17 protein-coding genes are annotated in these 25,394 nt (G+C 40.9%); 2 read left to right on the forward strand and 15 right to left on the reverse strand.

Annotated features, from left to right (window positions below; all coding sequences use genetic code 11):
• Window positions 1–52: 52 nt before the first annotated feature.
• The 5 genes from ACP14V_RS09100 to ACP14V_RS09120 all read right to left on the reverse strand — a co-directional run bounded on the left by ACP14V_RS09100 (window position 53) and on the right by ACP14V_RS09120 (window position 4,589).
• Complete coding sequence (locus ACP14V_RS09100; protein ID WP_272610266.1) at window positions 53–883, reverse strand: CvfB family protein; 831 nt, start codon at window positions 881–883, stop codon at window positions 53–55.
• Between the two features lie 75 nt (window positions 884–958).
• A complete protein-coding gene (locus ACP14V_RS09105; RefSeq protein WP_272610267.1) occupies window positions 959–1,300 on the reverse strand; it encodes a DUF2853 family protein in 342 nt (113 codons plus the stop codon).
• 36 nt (window positions 1,301–1,336) lie between these two features.
• Window positions 1,337–3,070, reverse strand: a complete 1,734-nt coding sequence (menD, locus tag ACP14V_RS09110; protein ID WP_272610268.1) for a 2-succinyl-5-enolpyruvyl-6-hydroxy-3-cyclohexene-1-carboxylic-acid synthase — start codon at window positions 3,068–3,070, stop codon at window positions 1,337–1,339.
• Window positions 3,071–3,124: 54 nt separating this feature from the next.
• Window positions 3,125–4,186, reverse strand: coding sequence for a chorismate-binding protein (locus tag ACP14V_RS09115; protein WP_272610270.1), 1,062 nt, complete (start codon window positions 4,184–4,186; stop codon window positions 3,125–3,127).
• On the reverse strand, window positions 4,167–4,589 hold the full coding sequence (locus ACP14V_RS09120) for a PaaI family thioesterase (protein ID WP_272610271.1): 423 nt from the start codon (window positions 4,587–4,589) through the stop codon (window positions 4,167–4,169). Before ACP14V_RS09120 ends, ACP14V_RS09115 begins: the two co-directional genes overlap by 20 nt.
• Before the next feature lie 60 nt (window positions 4,590–4,649).
• Between ACP14V_RS09120 and ACP14V_RS09125 the strand changes: the two genes are divergently transcribed.
• Entirely contained in the window at window positions 4,650–5,294 is a 645-nt protein-coding gene (locus ACP14V_RS09125; protein ID WP_272610272.1) for an alpha/beta hydrolase, read from the forward strand.
• A gap of 3 nt (window positions 5,295–5,297) precedes the next feature.
• Here ACP14V_RS09125 and ACP14V_RS09130 read toward each other — a convergent pair whose 3' ends face one another.
• Entirely contained in the window at window positions 5,298–6,233 is a 936-nt protein-coding gene (locus ACP14V_RS09130; RefSeq protein ID WP_272610273.1) for a hypothetical protein, read from the reverse strand.
• A gap of 82 nt (window positions 6,234–6,315) precedes the next feature.
• Window positions 6,316–7,572, reverse strand: a complete 1,257-nt coding sequence (locus ACP14V_RS09135) for an NAD(P)/FAD-dependent oxidoreductase (RefSeq protein WP_272610274.1) — start codon at window positions 7,570–7,572, stop codon at window positions 6,316–6,318.
• Window positions 7,573–7,741: 169 nt separating this feature from the next.
• Here ACP14V_RS09135 and ACP14V_RS09140 point away from each other — a divergent pair, with 169 nt between their 5' ends.
• Entirely contained in the window at window positions 7,742–9,301 is a 1,560-nt protein-coding gene (locus ACP14V_RS09140) for a M28 family peptidase (protein ID WP_272610275.1), read from the forward strand.
• Window positions 9,302–9,352: 51 nt separating this feature from the next.
• Here ACP14V_RS09140 and ACP14V_RS09145 read toward each other — a convergent pair whose 3' ends face one another.
• From ACP14V_RS09145 to ACP14V_RS09180, 8 genes are all read right to left on the reverse strand, one after another.
• The gene (locus ACP14V_RS09145) at window positions 9,353–11,113 is read right to left on the reverse strand and encodes a hypothetical protein (RefSeq protein WP_272610276.1); all 1,761 of its coding nucleotides are present in this window, start codon (window positions 11,111–11,113) and stop codon (window positions 9,353–9,355) included.
• Between the two features lie 58 nt (window positions 11,114–11,171).
• Window positions 11,172–13,043, reverse strand: coding sequence for a PQQ-binding-like beta-propeller repeat protein (locus tag ACP14V_RS09150; RefSeq protein WP_272610277.1), 1,872 nt, complete (start codon window positions 13,041–13,043; stop codon window positions 11,172–11,174).
• A 131-nt stretch (window positions 13,044–13,174) separates the two neighbouring features.
• A complete protein-coding gene (locus tag ACP14V_RS09155; protein WP_272610278.1) occupies window positions 13,175–13,918 on the reverse strand; it encodes an SH3 domain-containing protein in 744 nt (247 codons plus the stop codon).
• A 198-nt stretch (window positions 13,919–14,116) separates the two neighbouring features.
• Entirely contained in the window at window positions 14,117–17,224 is a 3,108-nt protein-coding gene (locus ACP14V_RS09160; protein WP_424987205.1) for a C39 family peptidase, read from the reverse strand.
• A 104-nt stretch (window positions 17,225–17,328) separates the two neighbouring features.
• A complete protein-coding gene (locus tag ACP14V_RS09165; protein ID WP_272611074.1) occupies window positions 17,329–17,691 on the reverse strand; it encodes a four helix bundle protein in 363 nt (120 codons plus the stop codon).
• A 171-nt stretch (window positions 17,692–17,862) separates the two neighbouring features.
• Window positions 17,863–19,218: a PKD domain-containing protein gene (locus tag ACP14V_RS09170; protein WP_272611075.1), complete on the reverse strand. Its 1,356-nt coding sequence runs from the start codon at window positions 19,216–19,218 to the stop codon at window positions 17,863–17,865.
• Window positions 19,218–22,694: a hypothetical protein gene (locus ACP14V_RS09175; RefSeq protein WP_272611076.1), complete on the reverse strand. Its 3,477-nt coding sequence runs from the start codon at window positions 22,692–22,694 to the stop codon at window positions 19,218–19,220. The genes ACP14V_RS09170 and ACP14V_RS09175 overlap by 1 nt, the downstream gene beginning before the upstream one ends.
• A 558-nt stretch (window positions 22,695–23,252) precedes the next feature.
• Window positions 23,253–25,310, reverse strand: coding sequence for a hypothetical protein (locus tag ACP14V_RS09180; RefSeq protein WP_272611077.1), 2,058 nt, complete (start codon window positions 25,308–25,310; stop codon window positions 23,253–23,255).
• Window positions 25,311–25,394: the final 84 nt, after the last annotated feature.

Raw genomic sequence — 25,394 nt, forward strand, 5'->3', positions numbered from 1 at the left:
TATCAAAATCCCTTTAATTCAAGCTGTTGTTTCTTGAAGGTGCCAACTAGAATCACAAGAGATATATTCCGTCATCCTGAAGGTTTATCTTTCTTTGCCGATACAGAATACCGACCCCTTTCTTAAAAGCTTTCTTGCTCAGGTGGAGGGTAAACTGTATTTCTTCAGGGGATGATTTGTCATGTAAAGGCAGAAAACCATCGTTTTGCACAAGCTTATCGTAGATTATTTTTGCAGTGGGCTCCAGCATCTTGGCTCCAATGGGCTTGAGGGACAAATCTATTTTCTTATCCGCCCTCACATTTTTCACATAGCCTTTTAGGCTATCACCATTGGTCATTGGCCTAAATACATCACTTTCAAAAATAAGTCCTTTGTACTTTCCATCTACAACCACCTCCCATCCCAAAGGCGTTCTTCTATATACCAACAAGTCTACTTCATCATTCACTTCATAGGCCACATCCTCATTGGATAAAAACTTGTCAACCCTACTGGACCCAGTCAGTCTGAACGTTTTTTCATCCATATAACAATGCACAACATACTTTTTGCCCTCCTCCATTCTCTGGGCCTGTTCCTTGAAAGGAACCAACAGGTGCTTTTCCAAGCCCCAGTCCAAAAAGGCACCAAATTCACCTACTTCAACAACCTCAAGAAAAGCAAAGCCATTCCTTGTGATTTTTGGCTTAAGGGTTGTGGCTATGGGACGCTCGTTATTGTCCAAATAGCAAAATACCTCCAAGTCCATGTCTATCTTAAAATCCTCTGGAACATATTTGTTGGGTAGAAGTACTTCCGTCCCCTCATCATCTCCAAGGAAAAGACCAATGCTGGTGCTACGTAAAACTTTTAATGTGTTATGGCCGCCCAATTGTATCATGGTGTAAAGGTATATTGAAATTCTGGGTATAAAAAAAGCTGCCAGTTGGGCAGCTCTATTCCTTTTTGCGTTGCCTTAGTTGTAAACAGATTCCTTCTTGAAATGTTTGGCCAACATATAATAAATTACTGCACGGTACTTGTTCTTATCCGACCTGCCATAGGCATCTATTACCTTGTTTATGGCGTCAGTAAGGGCCGGACCGTCAGAAAGTCCCAATTTTTTGATCAAGAAGTTGTTTTTTACCGTTTCCAATTCCTTTTCATTGGAACCAGAAACCTTTGAAGCATCCAAATTGTAAACAGCGGGGCCAAGTCCTATGGTCACCTTGGTCAAAAGGTCCATGTTTGGGGTCTCTCCAAATTTGGTCTTGATTTCCTCTGCGTACTTTTGGATAAGTTCGTCTCTTTTGCTCATTTTAAAATGGTTAATGTTGATGATTTATACCACCCCCTAAGATATGAAATCGAAGTAGCCAAGCAAAATTTTATCGTTCAGCTTTCTGGGAGTATGAATCTCAAGGATCTTGGGATTGGTGGATTCATCATAAAAATCATTCAAACATGTATGCAACTGTTCCTCGTTATGGGCAGTTTCATATGTGAAGCCGTACATCTTGGCCAAATGCTCGGCCGTATGCACATGATGGGTCTCAAAAAAGGTGGAAAACTCCACAGTATCCTCATTCCCTGGCAAAATCCTGAAAATTCCGCCTCCGGAATTATTGATCAGAACAATCCTAAAATCAGGGCGAATATTGGCGTTCCAAAGAGCGTTGCTATCGTAGAAAAAGCTAAGGTCGCCTGTAATCAAAACTGTGGGATTTTCTGCAAAAATAGAGGCTCCGATGGCAGTAGAGGTACTTCCATCGATACCACTTGTACCTCGATTACAGAACACCTTCAACGTAGGCTGCATAGGAAACAATTGCGTATACCGCACTGTAGAACTGTTGGCCAAATGTACCTGATACCCTTTGGGTATTTGATGAAGAATCTCATTGAAAACCACAAAATCCGAAAACGGGATTTGCCCAAGATAGTCGTTCCGCTTTTCTTCATAGTTGTTTTTTACCCCTAGCCATTTTAGTTTGTAACAACTCGGTTCTATATCCAAGTTACAAACACGCTTTAAAAATGCATTGGGCTCCATCTTAATATGATGTGATAGACAATAGAAAGTGTCATATGCCTTTTTGGAATCTACATGCCAGTGATTCTTGGGTTGGTATTTTCTTAAAAACGCCTTTATTTTTTTGGAAACAATCAGTCCACCAAAAGTAACCAGTAAATCGGGTTGTAATTCTTGAAAAAGCTCATCTCGATTTTCAGATTTTTCAATAGGAGCCACAATACTGTCTATGCTCGGAAAAAAATCTTGGTGATGTACATTCGAGGTCGTTTCCGTAAATACCAAGGTTTTTCCATCCTTGGCTAAAACTTCGAGCACTTCTTTCTCTATGGCATTGGGTTGATTAACCCCTACCAAAACCATTTTTCTCCCACTAGCTTCCCATACTTTCTTGAAATCGTTCAAATCCAATATTGGGGCCTTATCAACCCCCTCATGAATTTCCTCAATAACCAGAGAAGTTTCAGCAACCGTTCCGTAGAGTGGCTCCTCAAACGGAATGTTGATGTGCACAGGGGATTTTTCCAGAAGTGCGACCTGCAGAGCCTTTCCAATTTCAGTTTCGTTGTAAGTTTGGATACTCTCCTGGGATTCCTGTAAAAGATTCTTGCCATATTTAGCCACAAGTGCAGGCGCATGGGAAACGTCCTGTTTTAAATTGGCACTGTAGCCTATGTGTTTGGCCAACACATTTTCTTGACGGATGGTCTGTCCATCCCCAATATCAATCCGGTAGCTGGGTCTATCTGCCGAAACCACAATCAAGGGAATGTCGCTGTAAAATGCTTCGGCAACGGCGGGGTAATAATTCAACAATGCGCTGCCAGACGAACATATGGCTGCCACGGGCTCTTGCAATTGTTGGGCCATTCCCAAGGCAAAAAAGGCGGCACAGCGCTCATCAACAACACTGAAACACTTAAAAAATGGGTTCTTGGTAAATCCCAAAGTCAATGGGGCGTTTCTAGACCCCGGAGAAATGACAATATTTCTGACACCTCGGGACTTAAAATATAAAACCAACATTTGGGCCGAGGGAATATCTGAGTACATCATGGCTCACAAAAATACATCTGAAAACCAAATTCCCCTAAATAAAGAGGCGTCAAATTAAAGGATGTGGAGTATGGTCTTGCTTTTGTTCTGGGTTTCAACCCATTCCCGCTCAGGGTCAGATGCTTTTGTAATACCACCTCCCACATAAATCGAGGCTGTCTGCCCCTTGAGTTCCATACACCTTAAATTTACATATAAGGAAGTTTCGGTTGCTTGATTCAGGTTGAGTTCTCCCAAAAAGCCAGTATAATAAGTTCGCCTATAATTCTCATGTTTAAGGATAAACTCCTTAGCTTTTTGGGTTGGAATACCACAAACAGCCGGGGTTGGATGCAACAACGAAACAATCTTGTTCACCGAAGTTTTGGGCAACATTTTTCCGTTGATTTTTGACTTTAAATGCCATAGGTTTCCAGCCCTGACCGATTTAGCTCCCTCTATATCCAAAGATTCCATCAGTCCTGTCAGACGCTCACGAATATAATCCGAAACCATTTGCTGCTCCTCAAGTTCCTTTTCTTTCCATTGGGGTACTTCACCTTCCACAAAAGGCAATGTAGCTGCCAAGGACATGGTTTTTATTTCCCGGTTTTGAATGGTCATTAAAGTCTCGGGGGTAGCCCCGCACCAAGTGCCAATTTTAGGGTGGTGAAAAAGATAACAGAATGCATTGGGGTAATGCTGCAAAAGTTGGGTGAAAATTTCAGGCGGGGAAAGTTTTGTTTCCGCTTCCAGTTTTCTTGAAAGTACCACTTTGGACAATCGGCCTGTATTGATTTCCTCAATGCCTTTTTTAATCAACTCCAAATGATCATTTCTACCTATTTCCGAAAGTTGAATTTCGCCAAATGGAGAATGTTCGGAATGCTCCAATTGGGTTACAAAAATCTCATCTGGTTTAAGAAGTACCACGCCTCTTTCGAATTGGAACGGGGCAAAAACAAAGCCCTTTTCATTGAAATCCACTACGGAGTGTAGCACATCCTCCAATTGAAAAATAGCTGTTATTTGACTCTGATTGGGCTTTCTATAAATACAGAAAGGCAATCCCTCCTTAAGGCAATCGCCAACTCTCCCAATAATAGTTTCAAAATCTTTATTCTCTTGGTAGGGCAATGGTTGTCAGTTTACAGTTGGAAATTAGTTTTCCTTCTTCATCGGTGACCTTAATTTCCCAAAGCTGGGTAGTTCGGCCTTTGTGCAATATAGAGGCCCTAGCAAATACGAAACCTTCTTTGATGGATCTAACGTGGTTGGCAGCAATCTCAATGCCTCTCACAAAAAACTTATTGCCATCTAAAAAAACATAGGATGCGGCACTGCCCACACTTTCGGCCAGCGCTACGGTTGCCCCACCATGGAGCACCCCGTCTGGTTGGTGCACTTTGGAGTTAACGGGCATACGGGCCAACAAAAAATTTTCACCAACATCAACGTACTCTATTTCCAAAGTTTCCATTAATGTCCCTTTACAAATTGAATTGCAAACGGACAGAATCTTATCTTTATGGTCTTCCATCCTTCTATTTTTTGTAAAATTACACAAAGCTTTGTCAATAGTATTAAGCAAAACCACTTTATGTCCCCTAGCGAAAAATCCGTACAGTATACGACCCAAAACACCTATCTCACGCATAATTCCCTCAATGAAAAAACCAAAAATGTATGGTTGGTGTTTCATGGTATTGGCTATTTAAGTAGATATTTTGCGAAGTATTTTGCAGGACTTGATCCAGAAGAGAATTATATCATAGTTCCCCAAGCTCCTTCAAAATATTACCTTAAAAACGAATATAAATACGTAGGGGCCAGTTGGTTGACCAAAGAGAATACTGCCATGGAAATGGAAAATGTACTCCGGTATATGGATGCCGTCCTGGAAGCAGAACAACTCCCCTCCCATACTAACCTTGTCCTCTTTGGTTTTTCCCAAGGGGTGTCTGTGGCCACTAGATTTTTATCCCGTAGAAAACTCCAATGCAAACTTTTGATCCTATATGCAGGTGGTATCCCCAATGAATTAAAAAAGGAAGATTTTTATTTCCTTGACTTTGAAAAAACCCAAATAAAAGTTGTTTATGGGGATAAGGATGAATACCTGACCGCAGAACGCCTTACATCAGAAAAAATAAAACTGGATGTGCTATTTCAGGGGAAAGCCGAAGTAGTCATGTTTGAAGGTGGTCATGAAGTAAAGCCCGAAATCATCCAAGGGTTGGTTTAGCCCTTATTTCTTTGGTTTTTCTCCCTCTTTAACTTCTTCCTTCTCGGGATAGTAGGCTATCACACGAGTGGTGTAGGTGTTGTTTGGAGTAACAATCTGTTTTACCCAGTTCTTCGGCTCATGATTATCAAATTGGAAAATGTACTCTTCCACGGCTTCGGTGGTCAGGGTCTTTGTTACCACTTTGCTTAATACCCCGTCCGAGTAATAATAAAAAAACTTTTTCTGGGAAACGAACTCCTTCTCTCCGATGTCATAAAGGAAGTATTCGCTGGTCACCAGTTTTTCATTGGCGTTAAAAACCTCTTCAGTTGCCCTGTTGGGTTCGCCATCTATATATTCCTTGGTAAGAATCACCTTTTGTGTTCCTTTGGCGTTTTTGCGTTCCGATGTGCGAACCGATTTTTCCAGAATACCATTGGTGAAGGTGCTTATGGTAAGTTCATTTTTATATGGGGAATACCCAAAAGAGGTTTCATCCACTCCTTCCGCATTGGATGTTATTATTTTTATCAGTTTGCCTTCTTCATCATACTCGTACACTTGTTGCTCCAAAAACTGTTTGTCGTAAGAAATGATTTTCTCCAAAACCTTACGTTGGGGAACCGTGTCTATGGAATAGAAATTAGCCATGGATGTTGATGCATCCAACGTACTGTTCTTATAGCTTTCCATACGTTTTTCAACCAACTCACCCCCTTCATACTTATAATACGTAATGTCTTGGTCCGAATCATTGTATTGCGTCACTGTCTTTGTTAAAATTCCTTCAGGATTAAATTCAAAAGACTCCCTACCATAGTCTGTAATGACCAAACAAGACTTTACATTTCCGTTCAGATCAAAATCCCCTACTCGAAATATGCGAACCTCTTGCGGGTACAAATGAAGATTCAGGAAAAAAAGCAAAAAAGAAAATGTAGCGTAGTTTTTTATCATAGGGTAAAATTACTTCTTAAAAGAGCAACTAAAAAATTTATAGCACATACTATGCCTAAATTAACCCAAAGAAAATATGATCTCAGAATTTTCTATCTGGATCAAAAGGACCTAAATCCATGGAAGGCTTCTTTCCAGATACAAGTTCTGTCACAAATTTACCGGTTGCGGGGCCTAGGCTCCACCCCATCATTGCATGACCTGTAGCTATTATAAGATTGCCATACCCTTTGGGCCGTCCAATATAAGGTAGTCCATCTGGGGTTACAGGTCGTAGTCCACATTGTGCATTTCTCTTGTCTTCTTCGGAAATTTTCAACCCTTCATAATACCTTTCTGCTCCTCGTGCAATGGCATCCACCCTTTCTTTACGAATAGTGTTGTTGATTCCTGAAAACTCCATAGTTCCCGCAAAGCGGGTAAAGCCTTCCATTGGGGTAACCGCCATCTTTGCTTCCATTAAAATGGCTGGCATGGTTATTCCTGTATGGGACTCCATATTGATTCTATAGCCTTTTCCGCCCTGCAACGGCAATCGTAGTCTTAGTTTTTTGGAAAGTTCAGAGGTCCAAGAGCCAGCGGCAAAGACAACCTCGTCCGCAGTGTAGTTTCCAGCATTGGTCTCCACTTGGGATATGACCCCTTCTGTAACAATAAAATTTAGTACCTCCTCCCCTTTTTTTATGACCACTCCATTTGCTTCAAGATATTTGAGCATATTTTTCATGATCTGTGGAGGCGTGGTGTGTCTATCACATTCATAGAGGATGGCTCCCTCTGCATTTAGCTTCACATTGGGCTCTATTTTTTGTAGCTCATTTTTGTCCAAATGCCTACCCTCCAATCCCAAAGTAACAGCCTTCTCCATCACTTCGAGTTCATGGTCACGGGCTTTTTCCGTCTGGTAGACCATCAACAGTCCTTTGTCCTCCAAATGAAAATTTCCCAAATCACCGGAAGCCTTCATACCTTCATACAATTCCCTACTGATCAAGTTAATGTCCCTGATCACAGGCATGGCATCATCAACCTTGACCTGCGTAGAAGATTTTTTAAAATACCAAGCCCATTTAAGGAAATCAACATCCCATCGTGGTTTCATATAGAATGGACTCGATGAGTTGAACATGTATCTTATCCCCTTGGAAATCATTCCCGGAGATGCCAATGGAATAATATGGCTTGGGGTCAAGTAACCTGCATTGACAAAGGAAGCGCCAGAGGTAATATCCGACTTGTCCAAAACTGTGACCTCATGTCCTTCCTTGTGTAAAAAATATGCAGTTGAAAGGCCAACAATGCCACCTCCAACCACAATGATACTTTTGTTTTTGCCCATGATCTGAATCCTTTTCAACTATGGATATCCCACCAATTTATATTATGCGATGACGCTTCAAAAGAGGGAGCCAAGATACATAAAGGGCTCGAGAAAGTTAATCTGCGCACACCCAATTCTTTAGTAATCTTTTGACTATTTTTGGTAAATTTTGAAAACTATCCTGATAATGAAAAAAATCTCCTTGTTTGCTTTGGGCCTGATGTTTGCCTGCAACTCGTCTCAAAAAACGGTGTCGGACAACACCCCAACCCAAAAAGGACCAGATGTGTCGATTACTTACGCCAACACCATCACCCAAGATGAATTAAAAGAACACTTATACATTTACGCTTCTGATGAATATGAAGGAAGGGAAACAGGAGAACCCGGTCAAAAGAAAGCTGTTGCATATTTAAAGGCCCAATATGAAAGCATGGGCATTCCAGCTGCCAAGGCAGATGGTGATTATTTTCAAAAAGTGCCCCTTGAAGTGGCAGGTGTTCCAGAAGGTTCCATCACCATCAACAATACTACTTTCCCCATCGGGGAAGATGTATTGACCTTCACTATGGCCCAAGGCAATTACAAAGATGTGGTCTATGTAGGTTATGGTGTTGAAGAAGCTACCTACTCGGATTATACCGGTTTGGACGTGAACGGGAAGATTGTACTGATCAAGGCTGGTGAGCCCATGAACGCAGATGGCACTTATGTTGTTTCGGGCACTGATGAAAAATCGGTTTGGGGGAATATGTCAGAGGCCATGGAAAAAAAATCCAGTTTGGCCGTGGACAAAGGTGCCAAGGGAATTTTGTATTATGATGCACAAAACTTTCCACGGTACAAGGGTTATTTTGACTTTATGAAGACCAACAATAGCGGAAAAATGGAACTGGCTGGAGGCACCGATGATGTTTTCCTGATCATGCTCAACGAGAAATCCGCCACTACTATAAAAAAAGATATCGAAGCCAATGCCACACCTGAAAATTTGGGCATATCCCTAGAATTGAATGTGGAAAGTGGGAATGAAAAAGTAGATTCAGAAAATGTGGCAGCCCTTTTAAGAGGAACCGAAAAGCCTAACGAATATATTGTTATTTCTTCCCATTTAGATCATATTGGGGTAAATGCCAACGGGGAAATCAATAATGGCGCTGATGATGATGGTTCTGGAACCGTAGCTCTTTTGGAAATCGCGGAAGCCTTCAAAACTGCGGCAGATGCAGGTCAAGGCCCTAAGCGTTCCATTGTTTTCCTGCACGTAACCGGAGAGGAAAAAGGACTTTTGGGTTCAAGATATTACACGGATATGGACCCCATACTTCCTTTGGAACAAACCGTGGCCAACCTTAATATAGATATGATCGGGCGGATAGACCCAAAATATGTGGGAGACAGAAACTATCTGTATCTCATCGGCTCAGACAAATTGAGTACGGAACTCCACAACTTATCAGAAGAGGTAAACAAGAAATACACCAACATTGAGTTTGATTACACTTATAATGATGAAAACGACCCCAATCGTTTTTACTACAGAAGTGACCATTACAACTTTGCGAAGAACAACATTCCTATTATATTTTATTTTAACGGTACGCATGCCGACTATCACCGACCTGGTGACACACCCGATAAAATAAACTATGATCTGTTGGAAAACCGTTCCCGACTTATTTTCCACACGGCATGGGAAATAGCCAATCGTCCCGATAGACTTGTGGTAGATAAAGCAGCCGATTAATCGTAAAACGGTTTAGAAAATTAAAAGCTCTTGGAAACAAGGGCTTTTTTTTCAAAAGCTATAGTTGTGTCCAAACGTTATGGTCAGTTCATTGGAATTGCCAGTCGACAGTTTTTTAAATAATTGGATTAAGTTTAAATGGAAGTTGTGTTTCTCATTTAGCACATAGTTTAAATTCAACCTAAGGTTGGTAATTTGGTTTTGTACCGTACTTGATTTACTGGTATTATAGGAAATGCCAAAGTTTGTGTTCAAGGTATTTTCTAAAAATCTGTTGTTCAGATTTGCCGTGGGTCCCCAAGTAGTGGCGTTTTCAGTACCAATCGTATTTAAAGTTCCATTAAGAGCTGTGGTAATGTTCATATTGTTTTTAGGCATCCCCAAGGTGTAGGAGACATTTCCATTGTGGAACGTTGAGGCGTTTCCCAACCGTACTACTCCATTCTCTGAATTGGAAACATCTGCCAGTGCATAATTCACATTCAGGTTTTGCTGAAATTGCTCCTTTTTTGAAACAATATAGTTGATGTTGAAGTTTGCATTTTGGGACAGTTGCCTATAATCCAATAGTTCTAAATCATTATCCAACAGGTTATCATCGTTGATTACATCGAATTGATTTACCTTGGAATTGGTAAAAGTGGTAAAATTGGAGTACGAGCCAGATAGGGTTAGTACCTCTGAAGCATTAAACGTTGCATTTAGGGATCCCACTGCCCTATTCATTGCCCGTTCTTTTTGATTTTTAAGATCGTCTCGCTGATACCCCATACTAAAGGAAAGGTTCAGTTTATCATTGAACAAAACAGTACTGGAATTTAAAGTGATGTTTTCAAAATCATTGTTAAAAAAATAAGCGCCAAGAGTTTCGTATCCTGGTGCAATACGCTCATAGGCAAGACCCAAGGTAGATTTGTCAAAACTATAGTCCAAACCAGTTCGTAAAGCATCAAAATATTGTGTGGAAGCTCTTTTATTTAAGAAAAGGCCAGTTAAGCTTCCTTTATTATTGGATAGAGATTCTGCCCGTAAATCCTGCGTTAGGGCAGATGTGGCATATGTGGCATTCACTTGCAAATTTTCCTTTATTCCGTAGGAGCCTTCAAAGCTCAAAACCAAATTTTCTTTTGGGCTGATTTCTTGTTCAACAGGGGGAATAGCTATAGAATAGATATTATCCTTGGCATAAAATGCAATTACCCCTATACTGTAATATTCTTGCTCATGCCCTATTTTAAGTCCATACCCCATCCTTTGGAAAGTTGGTATGGATTGTTCATCATCATACTCGATTGCCTTTAACAAACGGCCGGACATAACACTTACTTTCCACGGTCCATTTGGGGTTAAATCTATTCCTGCCCCCGTAAACTGATGTCCATTTAAAGTGTATGGAGAAAAGCTCATGGACACATCACCAATATGTCCTTGAATCCATTTGTATTTCGGATGAAGGCTTAATCTATTTAGGCTAAAAGGAAGGTTATAATTCAACTGCTCTCCTTGATTGGAGTAACTATAACTGATGGGCATGCTAAATTGATAGAGCCCAATAGTTAGGTTTCCTTGAAGAAAATAAGTAAAAGGTTGCCTACCCAATTCTTGGTTGGAATGATAAAAAATACCATTGGACGAGATTCCTCCTCCAACTTTAAAGGCCTTACCTTTTCCCAGAGTTTCCAAATCCACGGTTTGTGCGGATACAATAGCAACAAAAAAGAAAAAATACAGAGCGAGCCAACTTTCTTTGGAAATAGTAAAAGGCATGGAAAAAAATGAAGATTGGGAAGAAATAATTCTTACAAATAGCATTCTCCTCTTGGGTTTTTCCCATGAAGAGAATAACTATTCATTAAAAAATGCTTTGACCTTAAAATTGATAGGATGTCACCAATTCATTGTTCTGGTTGACAAACACTCTATCGTCAACTATATCAACAAGATAGTTTGGGGTTTTATCCATTAGATCTATTTCCTTTTCAATTTTCCCAGTAGCTTTATTTACCATAAAAATAGAGTGCTTGGTCGGTGCCGTTTCACTTTTCACCTTTGTCACTAAAAAATGATGGTCACGGGTCTGTTTTGAATTAAAATAGCGTGTTTTGGTAACTTCCAACACAGGTTGCATTGTATGACCATTATCCACATAAAGTCCTGCCAGCAGAGATGTTTGTTGCCCTGCACCATTCTGATCCAACGTAGTTCGGTATACCCCATTGGACAGATCGGCAAGCATATTAATATTCTCAATGGAACCTGCAATGTCCAAATCAACACCTAAAAATGCACTCCCGGCAAAATCGCCCAATGCAATCAGTGCATCTGTAGAGGAGGGAGGTTGGTAATAGTTTGTGTAGATTAGTTTGCCATCTTTTGCCAACAAGGATATATGTTGGTCAGTGAACAAAAAATAGCCTTTTCCGTTCACATATTCGGCTTGTAATGGCGTCTTCCTGGACACTTTTTCCAACGCAACATCTGTCGCAAAGAGGTCAATATCCCCACTTTCCAAATTGAACTTATATCCATTGCCGTTCTCATAAATAACAACTTTGTCTTCATGTTCATCGTAGGCAACTGCCGGTATGGAACGAAATTTTACGTCTTTCTTCCAAACATCCTTTCCTGATTCATAATCAATAATGTTGGAACGTTCTGTGGAGATGTACATTACACCCTTGTCGGTAAGGCTATTGAAATAGGCGTAACCATTTATTTTAACGTTCCACACTTTTTTCCCGTTGGCATCTATTCTGGCCATTTGACCCACTTTCTCTCCTTTGCCTATGGCAATAAAATCGCTTCCATTAGGAATAACCTCAGTCAATGGGTCCATTTTAAAGCTTTTCTTCCAAAGCAAATTATTGGTGTTGGGATCTATTATGTTAAACCCTTCAGTCTCCACTAAAATCAAATTGTCCGTATCGTCATCCTTGACAAGATCAATCATATAACCTCTTAATTTTAGTTTGCCCGGTGTAATGTCTTCTCCAGTTTTGGGATCAAGGATGGTTAACTTATTGGACTTTTTAATCCCAATATAAATGCTATTACTTATGGGTGAATATACCAACGCCTTGATTTTTTTATTGCCCTCATAATGCCAAAGTTCACTTCCATCTTTTGGGTTTATGACATAGATTTCATCATCGATACCTATAATCATGTTTCCATTTTGATCAAATTGTGGCTCATGGTCTATAAATGATACTCCCCCAAAAGCTTTCTGCAATAGGTTTTCCTTGTTTTTTCCAACAGGAGCCATCCATTCTTCGGACCAAGTTCTAAGACTGAACTTCATAAGATATCTGGTCTTATCTTGAACCAACTCAAACAATATCATGGCCTGTTCCGGATAAATGGAAAATCCCCTTACCTTGTAACCGCTCTCCTTGGTATCGAACAAAATCTCTCCGTTACCGGAGTTGATGAGCACCCCCCTTGTTTTACCAATCATTGGGTCATATTCGGCATAGAACATGGGAAGCTCGGGAATGAGCAACAAGGTGTTTTTATCTACCGATTTAAGGGTTTCGTTGAACCAAACTTCCTCGCCCGTGTTATTGTCGAGTGCCATAAGGCCTTTGGCTCCAGCGGCCAAGATGAGACCATCGTTGGTCTGTTCTATCCACCCTACTTTGTAGAGTTTTTGGTTTAGATTGATTTCCCATAGCTTTTTCTGGGCATGGATAGTTGTAATGCACAGCACAAAAAGTGCTGTTAGATAATTTTTACGTAGCATAAGTTGTTTTTTTAATGGTTATTGTTTGTTTTTTCTAAATCATTTTTAGACAAAAACTCGATTTGGGGTTATGCTGCGTTTTGTTATTGTTAGTGGTCTATACTTTCATTGGCAGTGTATTTATTTAATACTTATTCCCCATCTCCTTTAGCAATTCGTGAACTGTGCATATAGCCCTCGTTTCCATCCGGTATACGCACCTTCCACCAATCGGAACTCGCATCCAGTATTTCCAACTGTGTATTGTTTTTGACTTGGGAAAGAATTTCGGAAGATGTTGATGGCGATTTCCTAAGGTTGGTATATCCATCAGGGTCCGACACATGGTAGCCATACTTGCTCCAAAGCATTACGGTACCATCCTGATAGTTCTTTTTTTCATCAACAATTTCAAACTTTCCATCTTCCCGTATAATGACCTTCCAATATTCATCATCCAAAACATCCTCATAATATACACCCAACAACTCATCATGAAGCAGAAAGCCGTTTTCATAAAGTTCAACAGGGGCACTGTATGGCTTGGTTTCTTTGAGAACTTCCTCTATGGTACTATCACAGTATCTCCAAATATGACTATGTATAAAAGCAAAATAACCTATCTTTTTGTAATTTTCACCAAGAAGAATCAATGGCTGGAAAATAAGACGTTCTGCAGTTTCAAATTCTAAATATGAGATTAGAATTTTATCATCGCTTAATTTTATCTTAAAAAAGGGGTATACTTTTAGAGGAATTTGGCATTCCTCTCCTTTTTTATTTGAACTATAAGATTGATACTTGTTTTCTGTATAAATATGACCAGCTATAGGATACTGAAAATTTCCCTCTTTGCTATAAATTGTTTCTGGTTTTCGTCTCTCTTGCCATAACATTTTGTTGACAAGGTTTGGGTCAATAGTGTCTTTTACATTCTCTATAGAAGGTATCCATTTAAGTGCATTAAAAGACTGGGTTGGAAATTTATCCAGAAATTTTTTCCAAGCGTCATTTTCCAAACTTTTTTTTGTTTGGCAATGTATCAACAACGGTGCAATAAAAAATAATATTAGAGTTCTTCGCATCATCTTAAATTATAGGTTAGAAAATACAACCATATATTTTATGGTTATTTGTGCAATCTCTTCCCAAGTATATAGGTTATCCTTGCCTACATTAGGTTCTTTTGTATTTCGTGTACCCTTATCATATCCACTTTTGCAGCCCTCCCTATCCAACATACAGGCCAAAGGACAATGGCCGTTGGGATCATCAATCCATAGTCCCCCTTCATCAATTCCCTGTACCCTTACAATATGACCCATACAGCCCGGATACAATGATAGGCTTATGCTATTTCCTTTTTCAAGTTCTGGTTTAATTTTATCCATCAAAACATCTTTATCAGAAGTATATAATTCTTTTTTATTTCCATTGATGTTAAATCCTTCTCCCAAATCCATCCAAGTTTTAGGTGAATATATTTTAGGTGCTCCTCCAGCTTCTACTGCTAGCCAGTCCTCAAATTGCTCATTTTCGGTTGGGTTCGAGATGCCCAAGGCCTCAAAGTTCATGGCCAAACTCGTTACGTTGCACATTCGGGAGCCACTTACTATTTTGCACTCATTGTCCAATTGGCTCCTGTAGGGCACATGCCGTTGCAGTTCCAGATAGGCCTCGGCGCGTTCCTCTTCGGGCAGGTTGGCGATCATTACCCGGTATGCACCAATGTCCACGGCCCTTAACTCCTCATGCAAGTAAAGTTCATTCAATATTTGCTGTTGGGTCAAATCCCGCACAAGAATATTGGGTTTGTACAATTTTAATACCCCAAACCATTTTAAGATGCTTTCAAAATCTGCATCATTGTTGTTCATTAACTGCACCATAAAGGTAACTTCTTGGTTTTCGTTAAGAAAAGCCAATACCAACGAGTTGGCAATTTCCATGACTTTTATGTGATCATTGTATTGTTGGGAACTTATCAACTCGCAATAATCTTCTGCCTCCATTTTAAAAACTTGTGGTATCGCTTTTGGAGTGTATAAGGCCAGCCCATGTATGGTTTCGTTCATTTCATAGGTTCCCAAATACACGCCCTTCTCATAAAGCCCGGAATGCAGTGCATAGAGTTCATTTTTTGGGGCATTGCGGATCGTTTCGAACAATCGATCAAACAAAATTCTCCCGTGCCTTTTACTAAATTGGGCGTCTGCCCTAATGGACCAATCTTGAACCATATTGATTTCTGTATTGGAGGTTGTCACATTTTGGGATTCCTCTAACCAACTTTCAAAATTATCCTTGACAATGGTAAATACATCTCCATTTGAAGTTATATCGAATACCTTATCTCGGGACAATGTATTTGCGTCCAGTAGCTTTTCTAAGGTACATCTGGTTAAATGGTCTTCTGCACTGCTCATTAAGTTTGAGGCCAAATTCTGTTTAATCACCTCATCCCTTTCTCCACTTGCTATTTTTTCCTTCTCTTGAATGATAGTTTGTTTTACCTTTTCCCGATCGGAAATAAAATTCCTGATATTTTCTTCTTGTTCATCCGTCAATCCATTATTGGGGTCATCCAAGTTGGTTTCCAATATCGCTATTGCTGCATCCACTTGTTGGTTTAGTTCCCAATTCTCTTTTATTGTTGCTACTATTTGGTTCAACTCATCCGAAAGGAGTTCCAACAATTGACCAATATCCGCAATCGCCTCATCCACATCGACAACTCCAGACCACTCCACATCATAGCTCGTCTCCACCATGCCCTCCACCAACTGGTAATCGGTGTTGATTTTGATGTTATCAAACTCTACCCGTATTCTGCTGAACTTGCCAATGTTCACCTCTCCTCCACTAACTACATTGGCTACATCTATCACTTCTTTAAGGTTTTCCAGAAATGGGAATGTGATATAGCCCCAGCCTGTAAAATATCCGTTGTTTCCAGTTACTTCCTGAACCACTACCGGAAAATCCCCTGCCGTAAACACCTCGTTCACCCCAAGGTTCAGCAATGGGTCTTGGTTGGCAATTTCAATCTCGGGCGGGATGCCGCAGTTGTAGTAGGCCATCTCATCCTCGGTGGGCGTAGTGAACTCGTGTATCGGGGAATAGGCCAGACCGCCGTTGGGGGTACACTCACCTCCCACCCTAAACTCGTAAATGGTACCCGCTTCCAAATTGCGAATGGTAGTCCCATTGGTCTGCGACCATTGCCCGAACCAGTCATCTTCGCCATACCCTTTTTTACGATACTGCACCCGATAGCGCAGGTGTTCGCCCATTTGCCATGTAATCTTAACGGTCTGGGAATTCTCGGCCTCGGAGAGCACAAATCGGGGCGGTGGGCAATCGGCCCAGTAGGTAAAATGGTAGATCTCGCTTAAACCGTTGTTCCGGAACAAGGAGGTGTCGTTGATGCCATCGCTCACAAAGGCCCTTACCTGCCAGCCATAGGTCTTGCCCTCCAAAAGAGGTGTCTGTGCCGGACCATAATGCAGGGTATTGGCAAAGGTGGTGGTCTGGTACAAGGGCGGACTGGCCAAAAAAGCGGCCTGTGGGTCCATAGCCGTATCCCATAGTTCTTTTAGGGTGAACTCGTACTGTACCGCCCCGGCGTTGATGTGTCTCGGTGTCCAATTGAAGATGATGTTCTGTAGGTTCTGGGCCGTGACCAAGTCCCCTCGGAAAGGAACGTTGAGCAGGGGCGGGTCGTTGAGCACCAGATAAATGTTGGCACAACTACGGTTGCTTATGCGCTGGCCCGAAAACTGGTCGTACACCTCAAAACAGAAACGGTACTGCCCTTCGGGCAACTGTTGGCCATACTGTTGCGGGGAGATGCCCACCAGATTGTTATAACTGAAATAGGCCTGTAGGTCCAGATTGGTCAACCTGTTGTTGATCCCTCCGTCCAGAACTATGGGCAATGTTCCCGAAACAAAGTCCGTGGACTGGAAATTGATGCCCGGGCCTTCCACGAACAATTTCAACCGTACCTGCCTGCCAAATTCCTGTGCATCGGTGAGCAAAAGGTTCACGAAGAGCTTTTCCTGTGTGGTCGTAGCGTAATCGGACAGTTGAAAACTATAGGGAGGGATGATCTGCGGGGTGACCTGTACCGGGTAGATTTGAGCGTTGGACAGTTGGCAGTATAGTATTAGACAATATGCAGTAGACAGTGTTTTTAACAATTTGTAAAGTTCACTGCATACTTTCGACTGAAAACTGCCTACTGCTAACTGAAAATTGCCTACTGCTAACTGAAAACCGCAAACTGAATCTTGAAAAAACTCCTTCATCTCTTCCTGAATTTATTAGGGTTCTGAATCATAAATCCCAAAAGTCTTCCCACTTCCAGTGAATCTTCAAACAATCCATCATGCGAATCCTTGGAAAGGTATTTACACGAAAGGGCAAAATCCAACCATAGCTGTGTCTCAGCATTTTCCATATCTGCATCGGATAGTTTTGCCACAAAGTGTTTTACATACAATCGTTTTCGATATCCCTCAGCCATATTGGAACATACGGAACGTGAACTTCTCCGTATTTGGTCTATCAGGGCAAAGCGCTCCTCCTTTGGGAACGTCTTTGTGACCTCAAAAATCTTCATGGCCAAGTCAAATGCTTTTTGATATGCTTTCAATTCTTTGTACATAGCTTCAATTTTCACAACTACTGCCTACTGTATCCTGACATACTGCATACTGCTTACTAAAAAGAGATTCTTCACTAGGTTCAGAATGACATGGACATTATTCGTTGACATTATTTGATTCTTAATTGATTATTGCTCATTGATTATAGCTCATTGATTATTGCTCATTGATTATTGTTTTTGGACTTTAATATCCATCACGATGTGTGAATCAGGGCCTGATTGAACAAACTCCCTTATTTTAATCGCTCCCTTACGGCCATCCCATGTCTCAAACAGTACAATTCTTGGAACTACGGAATCATCAAAATCCTGAATGCCTCCTATGGTTTCCTCAATGGTCATTTCGGATAAAAGGGTATCATCTTCCATGGCATCAAATTCCACAACCGAAAGTGAAGCTTCACACTCACACGATTCTTGCAGGTTGATGAACTTGGTATGTTTTGCAATGGGTATCGGTTCAAAAGTGTAATCCTCAACCTCGTCAGGGGACACAAATTTGTTGAAGTTGAAATCATGATTCAATGCGAAAAAAACGATATCGACAATACCTCCATCATCCAATGGAACACTGTCCTTTGTATAAACTTTTCGTGATGTGGTGGAAAAAAAAGCACCTGAAATATTGTTGTTATGCGCTGAACTGGTTCCTAGCTGCACGTTTTCGATGCTTCTTAGATTAGTTTCTTCATAAATCGTTATCTCTTTGCTAACCGTATGAGACCGTTTGCTATTGGAAGCCTTTAACTTAAGTTGATGAATACCTGGAGTATCAACTGTAATAGTAGGGTTTGTCTCCAAACTTGAAGATGGAACGGCGGTATCAAAAGTCCATTCGAAACTGGTGCCACTTATACTTTTGTTGATAAGGTACAAGGTAACCGGAGCTTGAAAATCGTCGTCCTGAAAAGCAGCTACTATATCAAAATCAGCAAAAATATCAGGAGCAACCGTAATGGTATCGGAAATATGTTTTGATTCTCTACCATTTCCTGCTTCAAGCGCTATTATATGGTTTCCCGGTTCGTTAAAAACAATGTTTTGTGGTGACGCCGCAGATGAAGTGGCCGGAATTCCATTTTCAAATGTCCAATGATAGTGGCTCGCACCCGTGGTCATGTTTTCAATATTGACCGATATTGGCAGATACGCATCCTTTTCAATATTCACCTGAAAGCTAGGAACAATAGCCTCATCAATAGTAATTTGAAAGTTGGAAACTTCTTTGGTACCGTCCCTGTTTGATGCTTCCAAGGCAATGGTATAATTGCCAGGAACGGTGTAAAGAACCACGCCCGGGTTTTTATCAACAGAAGATGATGGTTCGCCCCCATTAAAAGTCCATTGAAATGTTTCCGCTCCCTCAGTTAGATTATTGATTTTTACATACACGGGCACTGAATAATCATCGTCCACTACTGCTACAGTAAAATTGGCATTGATCGGCAACGCAATTTCTTTGGCGCAGGATATCAAAAATCCCAATACCATTGAGAATACTATGAATTTTTGGTAATGCTTCATTATAGGATTACAAGCTTTCTGATTTCACTTCCTTTGGAAGTTTCCAACAATAAGAGGTATACGCCAGATGACAAATCCATTGTGTACAGTACTTCATAAAGAGCACTTCCTTTTAATTCTTGCTCATCATGGACATTGTTTGAGGTTAGACCAAACAAACGTAATGCTACAGTTGATGGCTCTTGAAGAGAAACCAAAACCGTGAAAGTGCCTGATGATGGATTGGGCGACACCTTGAATTCCTTTATGAAAGGTGTTACGGACTCCCCAACATCTGGAAGCTCCCTGGCTTCTGCCACGATGATGGTCTTAACAATATCCTTATAACAATCCTCTTGATAATTCCGCAGTATCACTTCGTAGGCACCGGTTTCTTCAAACCGAACTATTACGACACCCTTTTCTTGCTCAATGATTTCCATTCCCATGGGAAAGACCCATTCCTCATTGGTTCCAATAGGGTTGCTTGTGTTTACCAAAACAATATCTTCCCCTGCAAAGGCCTGTGAGGTAATCAAAAATTGGGAATCAATTTCAGTTTCTGTCGTGGTAACTTTGATGGTATCATACCCAGAGCAACCCAAACTATTGGTCACCGTTGCGGTATATACACCGGATTTTGATAACGCAACTTTGGGAGAGGTACTACTAAATCCATTATCAGAAGTCCACAGATACATGGCATTGGAATCGTTTATGGTAATATCCAATGTATGCTCTTGCCCATTGCAAAGCGTTCTATTTCCTCCCAAATCCACTTGCGTAGGGAATGGTGCTTCCAAAGTTACTTCTTTGCTAGTGGTGCAGCCAACAGCATCCGTAACTTCCATACTATAGCTACCCTGCCCAATATTGTCCAGGGATAAGGAAACTTCACCTGTATTCCATAAATAGGTATAAGGTGGTATTCCTCCTGAAATCTCCACACTCAAACTGCCATCCTCTGCATCATAACAGGTGGGTGAAACGGTATCAATCACATTTACAATTAACTCTTCGGGCTGGTCTATGGTCACCTGAGCACTTACTTCACATCCATAAAAATCCATCACGTAAACAAAATAGGTGCCTGCCATCAGGTTTTCTGCGACTTCGGTATCGCCTCCTGAGGACCATGAAATGGTATAAGGGGGCATCCCTCCTTCTATGGCTACAGATGCCCATCCATCGTTTCCATTATAGCAACTTACATCCAGCTTATCCAATTGCAAGGTGATTGGTTCCGTTTCCTGAACAGGGTATTCATAATCCGTTGGTTCTTCCAGCACATTGTTCACGTAAACACCTAGAATAATTCCGTTGGCATCTTCAATATTGACCGCATACTCACCTGCATCCACATTATCCAACACGTTACCGGTAACATTGGGAATAACTTGCCAGATGTTTTGTCCATCTTTCTTTTTCCATGTATAGCTATAGGCAAACTGACCCTCTATTAATGGATTAAAGGGTACTCCTCCAGATGCGATAGCCATCAATTGCCCATCATCTGATGGATTATTGAATTGATTTTCCCCATTACAGGAAATGGGCATGGTCTGTTCCACGCTCAATTCCAGAGCAGGTGGTTCGCCCAAAACCAACTCGGCAATGTAAGTACACCCTTCTTTTTGTGTGGCATTTCCGTAATTGACGTCAGTAACTGTAAGGGTATAAGTGCCCGCGGGGATGTCATGAACTTGTATAACATAGCCCTCCAGTGTAGTTTGAGCAGTTGTTGTATTGATAACATTATCCTGTTCGTCCCGCCATTGGTAGATATAACTATCATTGTTGAAAGGGGTTCCCCCATTTACTTGAACCGAGATACTCCCATTGGTAAAACCAAAGGCCGTAGGTTGCACATATTGTGGGTTGGAAATTGATACCGGAGCATCGGGTTGCCCAATGGTAATCTCCGCTTCGGCTTCGCAACCACGGGAATCCACAACATAAACTGTATGGTTGCCCAACCAAAGTCCTTCAGCTGTCTGCGTGGTAGCACCAGTTGACCATAAATACTCAAAGGGAGGTGTTCCGCCATTGACAATTGCTGTGGCTGTCCCATCCGTGCCTCCAAAGCAGTATATATCCGTTTTTTCTATCTGTACGGTTAGCAGTTCAGGTTCTTTCAATACATAGATTGCGGGAGAGGCTTGTTGCAATTGGTTGTTCACATAAGTTCCCATGATAATTCCATTGGCATCCTCAATATTCACGGCATATTGACCTGCTTCAAGATTACCGAGCACATTGGAATTGTTGTTGGGAATATCTTGCCATTGATTATTCTCATCTTTCTTGCTCCAAGAATAATCATAAGGTGGTACTCCTCCAGATGCAATGGCCGTTAACAGACCGTCATTGGAAGGATTGTTATACGCATTGGCGCTGTTGCAGGAAATGGGAATAGACTCTTCCACATTCAATTGTAGTTTGGGCGGTCCGGGTAGTTCAAAATCCTCGGTTAGCATACAGCCTCCTTTATCAGTTGCTTGATTGTAGTTGGCATCCGTAACCGCTAAAGTGTAAGTTCCAGCCGTTACATTCTCCAAGGTGATGTTATATACATTGTTCACATATTGCGCAGAGGTTGTATTGATAGGATTGTCATCTTCATCGTAACATGTGTAATCATAGCTATTGTTTTGATATGGAGTTCCACCTGAGACCTCCACAGTGATGCTGCCATCGGTAAAACCATAGGCGGTGGGTTCTACATATTGAAAAAGTTCTACTGAAACTGATTCGGACGGCTGGTCAATATGTTCTTCATGGTTTTCTTGAGACAGACATATGGTGTTTCCATTGACCCTCCTCACAGCCACCTCATAATCCCCTTCGGATAAATTGTTCACAATATGAAGGTTGGGATTGTTAAAATCTATCCAAGCTCCCTCATTGTTGACCCTAAATTGATACTTTCCGTCCCCTAAGCCTCCCGAGGCCGTAATTTTTAAACTGCCATCACTTCCTTCAAAACAATATACATCGTTGAGCTTTTGGAGAGTAAACGTGACCGGGTCGGGGTCTTCGATGGTAAAAGAGTCCTCAACCTCAACAAGGCTATCCCATGGTATATCTTCAACTTCTTGTTCATCTGGGTAGGTTTGATATTTGATTTTGTAATTTCCTTGATCTAATAGACTAGGATAGGTAAAGGTCTGATTGCCATTATCGACTAATTGATTTTCCTTAGCTGTTGAGGCATTTCCTTTTAGGTCAAAAACATTTGGATCATTTATATTCTGTGCATATACTGCCACAAATAATGCCTCTCCATCTTCCAAATCCCTATCCATTGTCATCGTAAAACTACCATCCTCTGCTCCTACGCAAGAGGTTTTGTGGGGGGTTAGATTGAGGAGTTCTGGGGAGCAGCCAATAATTTCAAGGTTAAGAATGTTTGTGGAAACTCCTTGGTAAAACCCCCTTATCTGTATAGGACCAGTATAGTTGAAATCCTTTGAAAATTCTTCAAAGCTGATATCCATTGAATAAGACAAATTTTCGATAGGTTGATTTTGATTATTTGGATTAGTTCCAAAGTCATACCATGTATTTCCGTCATTTATCATTTTATATTGCCAGCCTCTAGCTGATTTTAGAGGAATAGATTCTTTTTTGCAAAAAACATTATCAAGGTCCGGTTGTAGATAAAAAGGCTCTAAATAAAAAGGATATACATAACCATTAGCACCACAAGCTCCAATTGTAGTGCCTGTCATCTCGTGAAAATTAGCTGGCGTTATATCTTTTTCCCAACTATCTCCATCAATCCCACAAATAGGAAGATCACTGATTTCACCATATATGGTAAAATTCTCCGGTACTTCTATTATCTTCTCATTTGTTAATGGCGGCGAACCATTAGGATTTTGATTATGAAAAATAGAATTCACATTAAGTACCCCTACTTGCAATGATACCGCATATTGGTCACTAAAAAAGTCTTGAGCGGTTATATACGTTCTAAGAATTACACGTCTTTCTTGAGAGAAGAGACATGTCGACATTAACATCCCTACAATTAAAATTATTTTTTTCATCACTTAATATTTTACATCCAAGGTTGAAATTTCACTTACCCTCCCATCCCTAAAAACCACCCGAAATACATACTCGTAGGTGTTGTTCGGTTTTACTTTACTATCTACAATTCCTTTGCTCTCCATAGGCATTTCTTTTAGCAGGTTCATAGTATTCCCTTGTACTCCCTTGTAAATAGTTATTTTGGAAGCATTGGGTTCTTTATAAGCTTTCCAGTGAATGATTATGGTTCCAACTTCCCTATCTGCTTCTCCATACAATCCTTGCAAGGGTGGATATAAACTGGTCTTGGGTATAATTACTGTAAGTGGTGGTGCAGGGTCGGATTCCAATTTGCTGTCGTCAATGGCTATGATGGTGTAGCTGTATTGCTTTCCTTCGTTTATGTTTTCATCGGTCCAGTGGGTAATAGGCAGGGGTTCAGTGGGCAGTTGGTCAGTAGGCAGGGGTTCAGTAAGCAGTTTTGCAGTAGTCTGTATACTGCTATCTACATACTGCATACTACTGATTGTCTTCACCAATACCCAGTCTACACTATCTTGTGCTTTTCTGTAAATCTCGTGCTTAACGACATCCTCGCTAGAACTATTGGCCCAAGTGAGATGTACTTTGCCTTCCTTTATCTTATAAGATTTAAATACAGGTTGGGTAGGTTTTATAAAATCCGGTTTCTTGAGTTCCAAGATTTCCGAAGGTTCGGACATGTTGAAACGTTGATCTACAGCAATAATCTGATAGTATACCTTGCTATTTAAGTTCTTTACCGAAACACTGTCATAAAACATGATGCCCTGATGTGGTGAAACGGTTATCTGTGAATATTCCTCATCTCTATTATTGCCCCTAAAAACACGATAGCCCAGAATATCCTTCTCGGTATTTGCCGTCCAACTTAGGGTCACTACTCCCAAACTGTCCACTTTTCCTGTTAACCCTTTGGGTTTGGTTGGTGGCACAGAATCCACAGGTTGAATCAATGCTGGAAATGAGGTACGCTTGCTCCCATTTTTTCCTATGGCCGTAATGGTCATATAATTAGTGGGCATAAGGCTGTCATACCACACCTTTCGGGCTTCAGGCGGAATATTTTTCACTACAGTTTTATATGTCCCATCAACATTATCGCTTTGGTTGAGTTCAAACCCTGTGATCATCGTATTTCCCTCTTCCATAAACTCCCACTCCAACAATACCGCTTTATCGTCCTCATAATATCGGGAGGTAATGTGTGGGACATAAGGCAATTTTTTTTCTCCTTTTCCAGATACCACTTCGGAGACCGGACTCAACTCACCAAATGGGGTCTTCCCTCGAATTCGATAATAATACGTCTGACCATTGCTAATGGAATCTGTATAGAACATCCGCATCGGGTCTGTTTTTTCACCGTTGTTGAGTGTGGTAAGGGGTAAATTGTTCAAACCTTTAAAATTGACTCCATCAATAGACCTTTCCACGAAATAGCTATTATATATCTGGTTATGGATGGTATAGTTCCAACTCAACATGGATTTTCCATCAAAGAAGACCACCGCTAAATCCAAGGGTTTGGGTAAATCCTCATAATCTTGAAGACCGATAAAAACCCCTCCTTCTTTAATTTTCATTAAAGATTCAGGGACCAGAGCCGTTATTTTGTACACATATTTTTCGTTTATAAGTGCCTCTTGGTCTAAATATCCAAGACCTGCCATCTGGGACACTTCATAATCTTGATCGGCAGCATACAATCCCCATGTAAATCGTTGTTCCTGCTCTTCGGCTAGATTGATTATGGCCGACAGCTGATCCATACCCTCAATATCAAAAGCTTCCCCATAAATGGATTGGGCCATCACAGCTGCGTTGTTATTATTTTCTATCATTGGCATCCATTCATCCAATGGTTTGGGCTTGAAAATTCCCAACAGCTTTTCTATTGGGTTTGGGAGTGTACTTTTATTGCGTGTAACGGTGTATCGTTTTACTTCATAGCCATATTCGTTGAGTTTACGCCATGCCAATGGGGTGGTAACCGCCCAACGCAACATAATCTTTCCATCTTTTTGAGGACGTGCCATAACAACAATTTCAGGTTGTTGGACAGCTAGGGAATCCTGTTGTGATTGAGCCATTGAAAAACATCCGAAAGTCACAGCAAACAC

Source organism: Flagellimonas alvinocaridis, from assembly GCF_965248585.1.
In the GTDB taxonomy this organism is placed as follows: Bacteria; Bacteroidota; Bacteroidia; order Flavobacteriales; family Flavobacteriaceae; genus Flagellimonas; species Flagellimonas alvinocaridis.